Source organism: Rhodococcus sp. BS-15, assembly GCF_000813105.1.
Taxonomy (GTDB): Bacteria; Actinomycetota; Actinomycetes; order Mycobacteriales; family Mycobacteriaceae; genus Rhodococcoides.
Genome location: NZ_BAOX01000111.1, coordinates 1 through 13,771, shown reverse-complemented (window position 1 = coordinate 13,771; position 13,771 = coordinate 1). Strand labels below are relative to the sequence as shown.

The window sequence follows — 13,771 nt, the reverse complement described above, 5'->3', positions numbered from 1 at the left end:
GCACTTATTCGCACCACTGCGCCGAAGGCGCACTCCTACCGGTCGAAGTGGGCCTTGGAGATCTGACCGTGCACGCCGACAGTCTTGTCGACCACCTGCGACACGGTGAAGTTCGCGGCCGCGGAGAGGTACGCATAGGCCGTCGCCCGGTCCATGCCGAGGTCGGTCTCGAGGAAGTCGAGCGCGTTGACCACGGCGCGACGCATGGCGGCGTTCAGGTCCGAACTCTGGCCGCCGACGGCACCGTCCGTGTCGGACAGGCCGATCGGGATCCACGAGTCCTCGTTCTCGGCAAAGGGATACGAGTAGGCGACCGACGGGGCATCCCCGCTGCCCGCCTTGCAGACCGTGAGGCGGAAGGTGCCGCGCAGAGAACCTTCCATCGCGGTCAGCGCCACCTCACCGTCGCCCATCGCCATGTGCGGATCGCCGACGTAGAACAACGCACCCTCCGCAAACACGGGAGGTAGAACGTCGATCCGACGCCTAGCAAGCCGACGTCGATGTTGCCGCCGCCGAGTGTCGGTGGAATCGAATTCGCGTTGGGTGACGTCAGACCCGGGTCACTGGCGAACGCGACACCCATCATGCCCATGAACGGACGGAGCGGAAAGCGCACGGCCGCATCGCCGTACCGCATCACACCCTGCCCGTCCTCGACTGCGGTGAACGTGGAGATGTTCCCGTACTGCGTCGGGTCGCCCGACGTCCTGCCATCGTTTCCGATCGGCGGCATCACCTCGTCCAGGCTGATGCCCGCAGGTGCCTCACCGGACGCAGTGACCGCCAGAGCACCCTTGCCGTGCCTGCTCGACACCACACCGTACGGAACGCGTGGAATTGCCTCGAGCGTCTCGATCTTGAGTACGTCGCCTCGCTGCGCCCCTTCGACGAACACCGGGCCCGTCACCACATGCGGGCCGTCGACGTCGAAGTTGCGGACCGTGCGGTCGTACTCGCCGGCGATGTCGATGGCATCCTGCAGCACGTCGGATTCCGATACGCCATTGCCGCCGAAGAATTCGACGGGATCGCGGCCCTGGTCTTCGAGAATTCCCTCATGGCTGAGCGCGTCGATGGTCACCGTCTCACCGGACTTCATCTGCAGCACCGACTCGGACTCGACCGTCGGGACGTAGCCCCACAGGACCTTGTCGACTTCGGAACTCAGATAGTGATCGCCGGAGATGTCGCCGGCTCCGGGCTGAAGGATCCCGCCAGCGGTAGTTGCGGGTGCCGATGAACTCGCAGCGGCTGTGTTCGACGAGGACGTAGAACACGCTGCCGTTCCGGCGATTCCGACGCCTGCACCGAGTGCCGCCACCGCCTGGATGAAACCGCGCCGACCGATTCCCTTGGTGATCGTCTCGGCTGCGTGCTCCGCCATCGACTGCGCCATTGCTACCTCCAGAATTGTCCGAATCTCGAACGTAGACCGGAGGTGTTTCTCGGCAGTTACGAACACGCGTCGTCGCAATTGCTCCGCAGCTCAATTACTCAGCAGCTCAACTGGGATCGCTCCCGCCTATCGCGGACCACCAGAGCGCGGTGACCGCGGCCAGAACGGAGACAGCAACGAACTCGGCAAACCCTCCCCCGTCGACGATCAGCCACAGCAGGCCGATGATCGGGCCGGCGACCGCGGCGGGAGCGTCGAGCATGATCCGACGACGTAGAGAACCGAATCGTGCACTGCGCGTAAGGAGATCGGAATCGTTGAGGCAGGGAGCATCGAGGGGTGCGCCGGGAGGCAACGACGCACGACGCCGCCCCGACGGCAGCGCGAGAATTCCCGGTTCGACGACGAAGGCTCGGCGGCCGAGGACTGACTTGCTCATGCGGGCATCGGCATCGGGGACTATCGCCAGCAGCCCGGTGTGGAAATAGACCGGATACCAGGCTCGCGCACCCTTCTCCTGCACCTCCAGATAACCGCGCGAACGCATGCGGTGTTGAAACCGCACCCGCCGCACGGTGGTCTGGGTGGTCGAACCGGTCGCTGATCGCGCGGCCAGCACGGCACACCCCACCGACCAACCCGTCCGGACCAGGACGACGAGCGCGACGAACAAGCTCAATGGTGCGATGACGACAACGGTCGATGCCGCGACAACCAGAGTGGCTGCCGCGGCACCGACCGGATATCCGAGCCCGTTCCTTATTTCAGGAACCCGACCTTCGACATGTCGAGGTCGCCGAATCCCGGAGCACCGAAGTTCGCGAGATTCGACTTCGTCGCGTAGGTGAACGGACGCTGGAACATTGTCAGGCTGTGGCCCTCCGCCCAGATCGCCTTGTCCGCCTCGTTGTAGTCCGCAATTCGTGCGTCGTCGTCGAGCTCTCCCGCGGCCTTGTCGAGCAAACCGTTGATCTCGTCGGACCCGATCTGGCCGTAATTCTGCAACGTACTGCCGGGCGTCAACCGAACAATGCCGTCACTACCCGACGTGAACGGTGTTGCCTCGTAGGTGAAGTGCGTGACATCGAAGGCCCCGACCAGGATGTACTTGGAGAAGAAGTCATCCGACGGCACCGCGTCGATGATCATGTTCGCGCCGACGGCCTTGAGGTTCTGCTGGATGATCTGCGCTTCCTGCGTCGCATTCGGGGTGTCGGCCGGAATGACGTCGTGCAGATCGAGCTGTTGGCCGTCCTTGGAGCGGAACTCACCGTTCATGGTCCAGCCGGCGGCGTCGAGCTCCGCCATCGCCTTCTCGGGGTCGAAGGTGATGTCGCCGTTGTTGGCCTGGTACCCCTTCTGACCGTCGACGTAGAAGTGGTTGTTCAGCACGGTCGGATTCGAGGTGATCTGACCGAGCTGCGACGTGGCCAGGTAGTCCCGGTCGATCGCCTTCATCAACGCCACCCGCACTGCCTTGTCCGAGGTGATGCGTCCGGGCGCGCCGTTGAAGTCGAAGTGACGGTACTGAAGCCCGAGGCTCTGCCGCAGGTCGACGTTCGGAATGCCGCGTGCGACCTTGAATGCGTCAGCACTGCTGCCCAACTCGTAGTAGTCGATCTCGCCGCTCTGCAGTGCGCCGATGGCCGCCGTCGAATCGAGGGGCAGATACGTGACCGTGTCCAGGACCGCGGGGTTCTCGCCCCACCAATCGGGATTACGTTCAGCGACAATGCGTTTGCCGCCGGGTTCGATGGTGCGGATACGGAATGGGCCTGCGGTGGGCGGCATAGTGGTGGCAAACCCGGTGTTGAATGCCGCCACACTGTTTGTGGCCTCGGCGGGCATCAGCGGAGTGAACAGCGATCGCCAGTCACCGAACTTCTTCGCGAACGTCAGGATCACCTGTTGGTCGTTCTCGCCTCGGACGACGGACTCGACCTGGTCGTAGCCGGCCGTGGACGACGCCTCGTACGCCGGGTCCATTCCGTTCATGGATGTCCACTGAGCAACGAGGTCGGTGTAATCCAACGGTCGTCCGGTGCTCCACTTCGCCTTCGGGTTGATGTTGTAGGTGACGACCTGTTTGCCGTCGACCTCGGACTCGGAGATGTCGGTGAAGAAGTCGGCGGCCACAGTCAGGCTGGCGTCTGGAGCGGCGTGGAATGCAGTCGGCATAAGAGCCTGATAGAACCGGTTCGTGTCGACCTGAGTTCCGTCGATCTGGTAGTAGTTGTAATTCTGTGGCACCTGAGCGAGCGGGAAGTTCATGTTTCCGCCCTGCTGCAGATCGCTGATCGGATGCGGATTGATCTGCGCTCCGCTGTCGAAGGACGCAGGCGCATCGGGGTTGGGCCCGGTATCGCCGGAGCTGCACCCCGCCACCAGTCCCACAGTGGTCACGGCCACCGCGATCGGGACCAGCGCCCGAAATAGCTTGACTCTCATCAGTTCACCTTTCTCAGTGTGCACGTAAACCTGTGGGGTCAGATGGCGTCGGCCAGTGCTGCGGCCTCGGCGATTCGGGCTCGTTGGAGCACGGGATCGGGGATGGGAATGGCCTTCAGGAGTGCCTGTGTGTACGGGTCCTCGGGTGCGTCGAAGATCTGCGCCGTCGGGCCCTTCTCCACGAACACTCCGTTGCGCATCACCGCCACTTCGTCGGCGAGATGACGCACCACCGAAAGATCATGCGATACGAACAGATACGCCAGGCCCAACTCGTCCTGCAGATCCTGCAGCAGGTTCAGCACACCCGCCTGGATCGACACATCGAGTGCAGATACAGGCTCGTCGAGCACCAGAATCGACGGCTTCAGCGCCAGAGCCCGTGCAATACCGACTCGTTGACGCTGCCCTCCGGAGAACTGGGTGGGATACCGATCCGCAAGCTCCGGACGCATCCCGACGGTGTCCATCAGCTCTCGAACCCTGCGGGTGCGCTCGTCGACCGGGACACCGTTGATCTTCAGCGGCTCAGCGATGATCTCCCCCACGGGCATCCGTGGGTCGAGCGAGCCCATCGGATCCTGGAACACGATCTGAATGTGCGCGCGGAGCCGGCGTTGCTCGGCTCGGCTCAGGTTGTACGGCTCGACGCCGTTGATCCTGATCGAACCGTGCTGCGGCTTGATGAATTCCATGATCTCGAGCAGGGTCGTCGACTTGCCGCAGCCCGACTCACCGACGATCGCAGGGTGGACCCGGCGTGCACGTCGAAGCTGATGCCCTGCACCGCAGCCACTTCCCCGGCCCGGCGCCGCAGCACGGAACCCTTGAACATGGGGTAGCTCTTGTGCAGATCGGTCACCGACAACACCGGAGCGTCCTTCGATACCGTCACCACCAGTTCCGCCGGAGCCTCCGAACGCGGGGCACCCTCGAACTCGGCCTCCACGGAGTCGGCCGTCGCCGCGTCGACGCGGATACACGCCGCGCTGTGATTCGGGGCGACCTCGACCAGTGGTGGTTCACCTGCATCACAGGCTTCGATGTGCAACGGGCACCGAGGCCCGAAGGGGCACCCCGTCGGGAGATTCACCAGCGCGGGTGGGGTGCCCTCGATCGGAACCAACCGCTCCTGCGCGGGACTGTCCGGTCGAGGAACGGACCCGAGCAGCCCGACGGTATAGGGCATCGACGGCTGCGCGTACAGCTCGTCGACCGGCGCGGTCTCGACTGCGCGACCGGCGTACATGACCATCGCTCGATCGGCCACGCCGGCAACGACTCCCAGGTCGTGCGTGATGAACACGACGCCAGCGCCGGTGACGTCGCGGGCGGTACGGAGGAGATCGAGGATCTGTGCCTGAATCGTCACGTCGAGCGCTGTCGTGGGCTCGTCGGCGATGATGAGATCCGGGTCGTTGGCAATGGCCATGGCGATGACGACGCGTTGCCGCATGCCACCGGAGAACTCGTGCGGATACGACCGCGCCCGGGTCGCTGGATCGGCAATACCGACCAGATCGAGCAATTCGAGGGTGCGCTCTTGAACCTTCGTCTTGGTCAGTGACGGATTGTGTACCGAGATCGCCTCGGCGATCTGGTCGCCGATCCGGTAGATGGGGGTGAGCGCCGTCAACGGGTCCTGGGAGATCATCGCCACCGAACGTCCACGCTCGCGGGACATCTCACGGTCGGACAGCCCGAGCAGCTGGCGACCGTTGACCTCGATGGACCCAGTGACGCGTGCGGTCTGCGGGAGCAGTCCCATGACGGCGAGTGACGACACCGACTTGCCCGAGCCGGATTCGCCGACGATCGCCATCACCTCACCCTTGTCGACCTGGTAGTCCAGTCCACGGACAGCGGTGACGCGACCCTCCTCGCTCGGGAAGCTGACCTCGAGTCCGCTCACCTTCAACACCGGCACCGTCTCAGCCACGTGCCTGTCCCCTCGTCGAGTTCGGATCGAAAGCATCGCGCAGGCCGTCGCCGACGAAGTTGGTGGCCAGCACGATCAATACCAATGCGCCACAGCAGAATGCGAACAGCCACGGATAGGTCAGCGCGGACGACGTACCGTCGGCGATCAGCGTGCCGAGCGAAACGTCGGGTCGTTGCACGCCGAACCCGAAGTAGCTCAGGGACGCCTCGCCGATGATGGCGATGCCCACATTGAGAGTCACGTCGACGATCAGAATCGAGGCCATCGACGGGAGTACGTGCTTGCCGATCACACTCGCCGGCGTCGCACCCATGTACTTTGCGGCGCGGATGAATTCGCGCTCGCGCAACGATCGCGTCATTGCACGGATGATGCGGGAGGTGATCATCCATGCGAACGCGGCGAGCAGCAACACCAGGATGAAAAAGCTCTTGTCGCGGAACAACGGTGAGCAGATGGCGATGACCAGGAAGCTCGGCACCACCAGCAGCACGTCGGCCACCCACATCAAGGCACGATCGGCCAGCCGCCGAAGTATCCCGCCACCGCCCCGACAACTCCGGCGAGGACGGTGGAGATCAACGCGACGAGCATGCCGATGATCAGCGACTTCTGCAGGCCGCGCAGCGTCTGCGCCAGGACGTCCTGGCCGATCTGGTTGGTGCCGAACCAATGCCGCGTGGTCGGCGGCGAGTTGAGCGCATACGCGTCGAGTTCCTCGTAGGTGAAGGGGATGAAGTGCGGGAGAACGAACGCCCCGACGAACATCACCACCAGCACCACGATGCCCACCAACGCCGGCCTGTTCCTCAGGAATCGACGAAACACCAACCGCCGTCGGGTGATCGGAGCCGTCGTCTCGCCCGGACCGTCCACGGCGGCGATCTCGGGAACCACAGGTGTTGCCATCGCCGATCCTTTCCTCGATCGAAGTGGTGGGTCAGTCCGCGTAACGAACGCGCGGATCCAATGCGGCGGTGAAGATGTCGGTCAACATTCCGGAAACCAGCACCGAGAGCGCGGTGAAGAGCGAGACCGCGAGCGTGATGTTGATGTCCTGGCTGGTGATGCCGTAGATCAGCCAGTCCCCCATGCCGTACCAGCCGAACACACGCTCGGTGAACGTCGCACCGGTGATCACCGCACCCATACCGAACGCGAAGAGCGTCGCCATCGGAATCAACGCTGTGCGGAAGCCGTGCTTGAAGATCGCCCGACCGCGAGTGAGACCCTTACCGCGAGCCGTGCGGATGTAGTCCATGTTCAGCTCGTCGAGCATGGAACTGCGCATGTAGCGGCTGTAACCACCGATGGTGAACAACATCAGCACCACGGTCGGCAACAGCAAATGTTGCGCGCGGTCGACTATTTCGTTCATCAGACCTGGCGCGAGCGTCGTCGACGTCTCACCGGTGTACTGGAAGAACTGACTGCCCGTGCTCTGATTGACCTGCACCGCCAGGTATTTGAGCACCGGGGCGAGTACCAGGATAGGCGTACTGATGAGGATGAACGTGACGACCGTTGCGACGTGATCGAAGATCTTGTACTGCCGAACCGCTCCGTATGCCCCGATCAACGTGCCGAGCACAGCACCGAGGACAGTGCCGAGCACCACCAACCGCAGCGATACGAGGATGCGACGCCACAACTCGTCGTTGACCGAACCGGCAGCGATCGTCTGCCCGAAATCACCGTGCAGCACCGCCCACAGCCACTTCAGGTAACGCAACACCGGATTGTCGTCGAGATGCAGAGCCGCGCGCTTGGCAGCCAGCACCGCGTCGGAGGGCGGCGGGTTGCGGCTGAGCAGATTGGACAGCGGATCGAACGTGAGCGACGCCAAGAGGTAGGTCAGGAACGTCGCGATGAGCAGCAGGACGACGTAGTTCAGCAACCTCCGCGCAAGATAACCGCCCACGCGCAACCACCTTCCATCGAACACCACGGCGGTGCCCAGTGGCACTGCTATCGGCATTGTTCACACCGCTTGTTTCCTGTTTGTTTCGTTAGCGGTGGAAACAGACATTCCACAAGATAGCACCAGAAATTCCCTGCGCGTTCATGGAAGAGAAAATACTCGAGCCGGAACGGACAAAGCGGAAATAGCGGTGTCAGAACATGTTTGGATACATTGTCAGTACAGGGACGGTAATTCCGACAATGCGGACAAGGCGCGGAATAGGTGCTTTCCACTCACATCGGTAGATTCACCACTATGCCGACTGCCTCCACACCCGACGGATTCACCTTCGAACGATTCGACGTCACCGACGCCGGATCCATCGCCACGGTCTTCGCGGCCAAGGAACACCGAGCCGGGCTCTACGTTCTGCACTTCAGCGACGGCTCGGCCTACGTCGATCATTCCGATTCGGTGGCCGCGCGGTTCGCCGCGGACCTCGACGCGTGGACCGACATCGAGGCACTCGACTTCGCCGCAGGCACCGCAGACCAGCTCGAGCAGTTGCGGGATCTCGTCTCGCACCTGACGCGCCTACGCGAACGCCCCTCGGAGCCCGGCGCAAACGGCGAGGCCCCGAGCGCGAAATCCGCACTGCCGAAGGAAAGAGCCAAGCGGGCGACACTGCTCGACACAGCCGTCGGCAAGGCGCGCAAGCAGTTCTGGGAACTGTCCGACCACATCGCATACCCCGCCATACGCAGCATCGTGGCCGACTACATCAACTCCTCGATTCCCGACCCGGCGAACACTGCGAAATATCTGTGGCAGATCGCCGCCCTGTCCGACGAACCCGCCGACACCGGGCCTCGACGCTTGGTGACGCTGACGTGCGGCGGCTTCGAGACGCTCCGCGTCGACGAGATCGTGCACGACGACGACACGATCGAACTCGACCTGCGCATCAACACCAATGTTCCGCGCGACCGGACCGACGAGCAACTCGAGGTCTCCAACGAGACCGTCAGCGCCGGACGCGGCCCTTACCGGGACGAACGCGTATGGTCGTGGTCGATCGACCTCGGTGCACTGCTGGAAGAAGACGTGGACGTCGACCTCGGGATCGACGACGACACGTTCGACGACCTCGCCTACGGCCTCAATGCCAGGCTGATGCGATCCGGAAACTCGACGGGCGCAGCGTCACACAACCACGACCTCGCGGCCGACCTGCTCGCCGAGGCGTACCGGCAGCTGTTCGAGACCGAGTGACCGGTCAGCTCTGGTACGTCTCGTACGGTTCGAATCTGCTGCGCGAGAGGTTCTTCACCTACCTGACGGGATCCGACGAAAACTCCGAATTCGGTGCGCACCCACCGGCACCCTCGACAGCGTTGCCTGCCGGGGAAAGATGGCTGTGGCTCGACTATCCGCTGTACTTCGCCGGAGTCTCGCGGCGGTGGACCGGAGCATCTGCGTTCGTCTCGACGACGGCAGATACCGCGAATCGGTCTGTAGCGCATGGCTATCTACTCGACCGCGTCCAGTTCGCTCACCTGGCTGCCGTCGAGAACGTCGTCGCATCCATCGATGCCGGGGCGACGGAGACACTTGCCATCGGACAGTGGTCGCAACTGGCAGTGGATCGCGAAGGTGAGAGCTTCCGTGGGAAATACGATGCACTGCTCCGACTTCCGGACATCGATGGAACGGCCGCGTTCACGCTGACCAGTTCGATTGCCCGAGAGCTCGGCGAACCGTCGAGCAGATACCTCTCGACGATCCGGCGCGGATTACTCTCCGCCCCCGACGATCTCGATGTGGACGCTTACTTGCAGGCGGCGATCGATCGATCCGCGGAGATTACTTCAACGCATCGAGGTTCGTCTTCAGCAGCAGCACGTTGTAGTCCGACCACCGAGAAGCAGTGAAGTACAGGTCTTTTCCACTCGACATCGGGTGAATGAACGGCGCATAGATTCCGCCGGCCGTCTGATTGGCGTCGAGGATCGTCTTCGGAGCACTCCACGGACCCTCGGGATTGTCTGCAGTGCGCGCGACCAAGGTTCGAGAGTTCTCGTCCCCGTACATCATCACGTAGCGGCCGAGGTAGTCGTTCCAGGCAACCGACATCTCGCTGACCGGGCCCTTGACGATGGCAACGGTGTCGCCGATGTTCTTCGACCACTGCTTCGTCGGATCCGGATCCTGCGTCGAGTACTCGTACGCGTCGAGATTCTCGATATCGCTCGGTGCCACCCGCGAGACGAAGGCATCGCCGAATCGTCCGTTGGGAGTACCGAACTGGTACAGGTACTCGCCGTCGCGACCCAGCACGTAGGCACTCTGCTGAAACTTGCCTTGGCTTTCGTGGACGTTAATGAAGCCCGGGATGGTGACGCCCTTGTTGACGCGGATAGTCTTGGGATCCGTCGACCAATTCTGGCCGTTGTCAGTAGATTTCGCCGTCGCAGAGTAGTTCGTGATCCAGCGCCGGGTGTGCCCCAGCTCTGGACCGACATGTAGTTGATGTACTGGGTGTTGCCGATCGCTATGGCCGCCGTGGGAATCGTCGTGTCCTCGACGCTGGGCAGCTTTGCGCTGGAGATGATCTCGGCTGCGTAGTTCGGACTGCGGCCCGCACGACGGCACCGGAGGTGTTGTCCGCGGGGTCGGCTGGACCGATCTCGATGCCCTGCGCCAAATTCGTCGACGCCTTGTCCGACCGGAAGAGCGCGTTGCTACGCCACTGGGCATTGCCGGAGGAGCAGTCTCCGAAGGTGTCACCGAACGCATCAGGATCTGGCCGGCCCCGTTGTCCCAACTGATACCGAGGTCGGTGCCGGACATCGCGAGATCGTTGTAGGTGTCGTTCACGCTCTGCGGACCGGTGACCCAGGCGATGCTCTGCGTGTTCCCGGTGATCCGAGGAAGCGGCCCCTGAGGTCCCTGCGGGTTCTTGCCCGACATCCCGGCGCTGCCCGACGACCCGAACAGCGGAGACGAGCCCGGCCCACCGAGCCCACCGCACGGTTCGGCCGACACGGTGGGTGCGGTCAGAGCGCTGAGTCCGCTCACTGCCAGTGCCAGGACAGCCCCCACAGCAATCTGCCGACTACGTACACGCATGGACGAACCCACCGTTTCCCGTGTGACCCACGATACTGATGTGACTGATGGGACGAGTGTTACGCAAATCTACTGATCGCGCAACAAATCGGGCGTGTCGGTACTTGACAAAACGCCTACGGAGAGAATGACACTCGTGTGATTAGCCGGCGATCATGCGGGCGTGAGTCGTGTCCAGCGCGAGAAGCGCAGCGCCCTGCACGACGACGGCAGTGCCGTGGCCCGCCGCCTGGTCAGCAGTGATCCGGCCGCCGAACCGAGGCTTCCTGACGGCGATGTGAGCACCGGTCGCGATGTAGAGGACGTCGAGACCGGCATTGATCCACAGCAGCTTGGTCAAGCTCTTGGACGTCGGGACCGAAGAGTTCAGCGCCCCGGCACCGGCGATAGCCACATCGATTGCTCCCCACCCGGCGGTCTGCTGACCGAACGCGCGCCAAGCAGGCGACGACCCGCGCAACGCCAACACCGTTCCGACAAGCACACTTCCACCGCCCCACACTGTGAGACGACGGCCGAGCCGCTGGGCAACGATGGGCGCTTCGAGTGCTGTCATCACTCCAGTGTGCCGCGTCCGAGGGAGGAGCCGGTTCGTAACGCGCGGTCGGTTGCGGCCGATCCCATGAGCACCGAGCATTCGCGCTCGAAACGAACGGAGCCACCATGCTGAAGAAGATCCTCGCCGGAGTCGCGCTGGCGATCGGCGGCGCAGTACTCGTCGCGCCGACAGCCTCCGCCGCTCCCGACGACAACCCGTTCGGCCCCAAGGATTCGACCGCGAACTTCGTGAGCGCCTTCGACCCTGCGGCATACGGCGCAGCAGGCACCAAATCGTTGATCGTCAGCCCGTTCGGCACGAGCCGGCAGATCGACTGCTCGTCGTTCCACGGTCAGAGCTGGTGCACCCAGAACGGCCGAGCCCTGACTCAGATTCGAATCCCGGCCGGATCGTCGGAATGGGACTACCGGACGCTCTACGTCTACAACCCGTTCTGATGATCGCCGGCCGCGTCCTGTGCGGACTGACTCTCATCGCCCTTACCGGTTGCGCCGCAACGGGACCCGAGCCGAGCATCGAGGCGGCGGTCAACGTTGCGCCGTCGTCGTTCCCACCCCCGCCTCCCTCCGTCGCGCCCTCCGACATCCCGACCCCGGACGAAGCGACCGCCATCTTCCGTACCGTCTTCGACCGGACCGCCGAACGGGGTGACCGCGCCGACGCGCTCGAGGGATCTGCCGAGGAAAATGCCGCGGTCTTCGACAGCGGTGGGATCATGTCGGAGGCGACGTTCGACCGCATCGACGTCGTCGCACCCGGCCGGGTCGAGGCGAGCGGCACTTCCGTCGGGCCGGTGTCCTCGATCGGTTTCGTTGTCTCCGACGGCCGTTGGAAGCTCGAACGTGCGACCGCGTGCGCAGTCACTGGGGTCTGCTGATCACCATCCGAACGGATTGGAGTCGGATCCGGGCAGCCAGCTGTTGCCTGGTCCTACCCATCCTCGGGCCTTGATCATCTTCTTCGCAGCGCGCTGATTGCGGCCGATCAGACGGTCGAGGTACAGGTGACCGGCCAGATGGTCGGACTCGTGCTGCAGACACCGAGCCAGGTAACCGTGACCCTCGACCGACACGGGATTGTTCACCACATCGACACCGGTCACGCGGGCCCAGTCCGCGCGGCCGGTCGGGTACCGCTCCCCAGGGACCGACAGACACCCTTCACCGTCTTCGGGGTCAGGCATCGTCTCCGGGATCGCCGACGTCTCCAGAACAGGATTGACCACGTGCCCGCGGTGGCGGACTCCGCCGTCCCTCAGGTCGTAGACGAACACCGCACGCGGGTCGCCGACCTGATTGGCGGCGAGACCGGCACCGTGCGCCGCAGTGTTGGTCTCGAACAGGTCCTCCACGAACCCGGCCAACTCCGGGTCGAACACGGTGACGGGTTCGGCAACCGTCGTCAGCCTCGGGTCACCGGCAATGAGAATGGGTCGAATCGCCATGCGACGAGGTTACTGTCGAAGCATGGCTCATTCCCGTCGCTCCCCCACGGCTCACCCCGCGGACAAGGTCTGCGCATCGTGCGGGCGGCGAATCGAATGGCGCAAGAAGTGGGAGAAGAACTGGGATGACATCAAGTACTGCAGCGACGCATGCCGGCGGCACAAGGTGAGCACCACCGACAAGGAACTCGAAGACAAGATCCGTTCCCTGCTCGACGCCAGGTCCCGCGACTCAACGATCTGCCCTTCCGACGTCGCACGGGCCCTGTCCGACGACGGTTGGCGGGAGTTGATGGAACCGGTTCGCCGCGCCGCTCGACGCATGGTCGACGCGGGAGAAGTCGAGATCACCCAGAAAGGATCCGTCGTCGATCCGTCGACCGCGAAGGGGCCCATCCGCATCCGGTGGACGCGCTGACCTGCGCCGTCGGAAGTTGTCGGTGGGTGGGTATAGCTTTCGTGGGGTGAAGACATGGGGGGATGTGTTCGGGCTCGGGGACCAGGAATTGGTCTCCGAGCTGGCCAACGTTGCATCCCTCGAAAATGCTCTCGCTGCAAAGAGATTGACACTGCTCGCAGAGATGGACCGACGCGGTTTGGCGATGAAACTCGGGCATCGTCGGTCACTCGGTGGTACGCGCGATCGGTGCGGATCACCGACGGGTCCGCTGCCCGTCAGATAGAGCTGGGGCAATGGCTCACCGACCGGCCCGGCGTGCTCGACGCCCTCGCAGGTAGTGACATCCATGCCGCGCACGCCTCGGCGATCGCCGACGCTACGCCACCGTGCTGGTCGCCGACCCCACCCTCGACGAGCAGCGCCGCGACGCTGTCGTCGCGGAACTGCTCGAGACCGCGATGCGTAGCACCGCCGGGCAGGTCACCTCCCGTGCGCAGGCTCTCGCGCATTCTGCGGCAGAGGACGCGCGAGAAAGACATGAGCAGGC

The 13,771-nt window shown here is 63.7% G+C and carries 10 protein-coding genes and 5 pseudogenes; 6 read left to right on the top strand and 9 right to left on the bottom strand.

The annotated features are described in order from the left end of the window. Window positions 1-35: 35 nt before the first annotated feature. The 6 genes and pseudogenes from RHBS_RS14255 to RHBS_RS14230 form a co-directional block, all read right to left on the bottom strand. Window positions 36-1,399 (bottom strand): annotated as a pseudogene (locus RHBS_RS14255) (acetamidase/formamidase family protein). 106 nt (window positions 1,400-1,505) lie between these two features. Beyond that, complete coding sequence (locus RHBS_RS14250) at window positions 1,506-2,078, bottom strand: hypothetical protein (RefSeq protein WP_128645881.1); 573 nt, start codon at window positions 2,076-2,078, stop codon at window positions 1,506-1,508. An 80-nt stretch (window positions 2,079-2,158) separates the two neighbouring features. Beyond that, window positions 2,159-3,847, bottom strand: a complete 1,689-nt coding sequence (locus RHBS_RS14245) for an ABC transporter family substrate-binding protein (protein WP_128645880.1) — start codon at window positions 3,845-3,847, stop codon at window positions 2,159-2,161. 38 nt (window positions 3,848-3,885) lie between these two features. Next, a pseudogene (locus RHBS_RS14240) lies at window positions 3,886-5,822 on the bottom strand (dipeptide ABC transporter ATP-binding protein). After that, a pseudogene (locus tag RHBS_RS14235) lies at window positions 5,779-6,698 on the bottom strand (ABC transporter permease). The pseudogenes RHBS_RS14240 and RHBS_RS14235 overlap by 44 nt, the downstream one beginning before the upstream one ends. A 31-nt stretch (window positions 6,699-6,729) precedes the next feature. Beyond that, window positions 6,730-7,710, bottom strand: a complete 981-nt coding sequence (locus RHBS_RS14230) for an ABC transporter permease (RefSeq protein ID WP_128645883.1) — start codon at window positions 7,708-7,710, stop codon at window positions 6,730-6,732. Between the two features lie 264 nt (window positions 7,711-7,974). On the opposite strand from RHBS_RS14230, the gene RHBS_RS30570 reads away from it, so the two are divergent. Together RHBS_RS30570 and RHBS_RS14220 are read left to right on the top strand one after the other, a co-directional pair. Further along, entirely contained in the window at window positions 7,975-8,964 is a 990-nt protein-coding gene (locus tag RHBS_RS30570) for a hypothetical protein (RefSeq protein WP_237669215.1), read from the top strand. After that, window positions 8,961-9,623 (top strand): hypothetical protein, encoded by a 663-nt coding sequence (locus tag RHBS_RS14220; protein WP_128645879.1) that lies wholly within the window; start codon window positions 8,961-8,963, stop codon window positions 9,621-9,623. Before RHBS_RS30570 ends, RHBS_RS14220 begins: the two co-directional genes overlap by 4 nt. Here RHBS_RS14220 and RHBS_RS32280 read toward each other — a convergent pair. Together RHBS_RS32280 and RHBS_RS14210 are read right to left on the bottom strand one after the other, a co-directional pair. Next, a pseudogene (locus RHBS_RS32280) lies at window positions 9,556-10,301 on the bottom strand (DUF4185 domain-containing protein). The gene RHBS_RS14220 and the pseudogene RHBS_RS32280 overlap by 68 nt on opposite strands. Before the next feature lie 662 nt (window positions 10,302-10,963). Next, the gene (locus tag RHBS_RS14210; protein WP_128645878.1) at window positions 10,964-11,377 is read right to left on the bottom strand and encodes a hypothetical protein; all 414 of its coding nucleotides are present in this window, start codon (window positions 11,375-11,377) and stop codon (window positions 10,964-10,966) included. A 107-nt stretch (window positions 11,378-11,484) separates the two neighbouring features. On the opposite strand from RHBS_RS14210, the gene RHBS_RS14205 reads away from it, so the two are divergent. Further along, on the top strand, window positions 11,485-11,817 hold the full coding sequence (locus tag RHBS_RS14205) for a hypothetical protein (RefSeq protein ID WP_128645877.1): 333 nt from the start codon (window positions 11,485-11,487) through the stop codon (window positions 11,815-11,817). Beyond that, window positions 11,778-12,257 (top strand): hypothetical protein, encoded by a 480-nt coding sequence (locus RHBS_RS14200; RefSeq protein ID WP_187298495.1) that lies wholly within the window; start codon window positions 11,778-11,780, stop codon window positions 12,255-12,257. The genes RHBS_RS14205 and RHBS_RS14200 overlap by 40 nt, the downstream gene beginning before the upstream one ends. On the opposite strand, the gene RHBS_RS14195 is transcribed toward RHBS_RS14200, so the two are convergent. After that, entirely contained in the window at window positions 12,258-12,824 is a 567-nt protein-coding gene (locus RHBS_RS14195; protein ID WP_128645875.1) for a peptide deformylase, read from the bottom strand. It lies immediately after the preceding gene. Here RHBS_RS14195 and RHBS_RS31540 point away from each other — a divergent pair. Next, window positions 12,802-12,975, top strand: a pseudogene (locus RHBS_RS31540) (DUF2256 domain-containing protein); the annotation flags it as partial. The gene RHBS_RS14195 and the pseudogene RHBS_RS31540 sit on opposite strands and share 23 nt — an antisense overlap. 15 nt (window positions 12,976-12,990) lie before the next feature. Continuing rightward, on the top strand, window positions 12,991-13,242 hold the full coding sequence (locus RHBS_RS30565) for a DUF3253 domain-containing protein (protein ID WP_237669216.1): 252 nt from the start codon (window positions 12,991-12,993) through the stop codon (window positions 13,240-13,242). The last annotated feature ends 529 nt before the right edge of the window (window positions 13,243-13,771 follow it).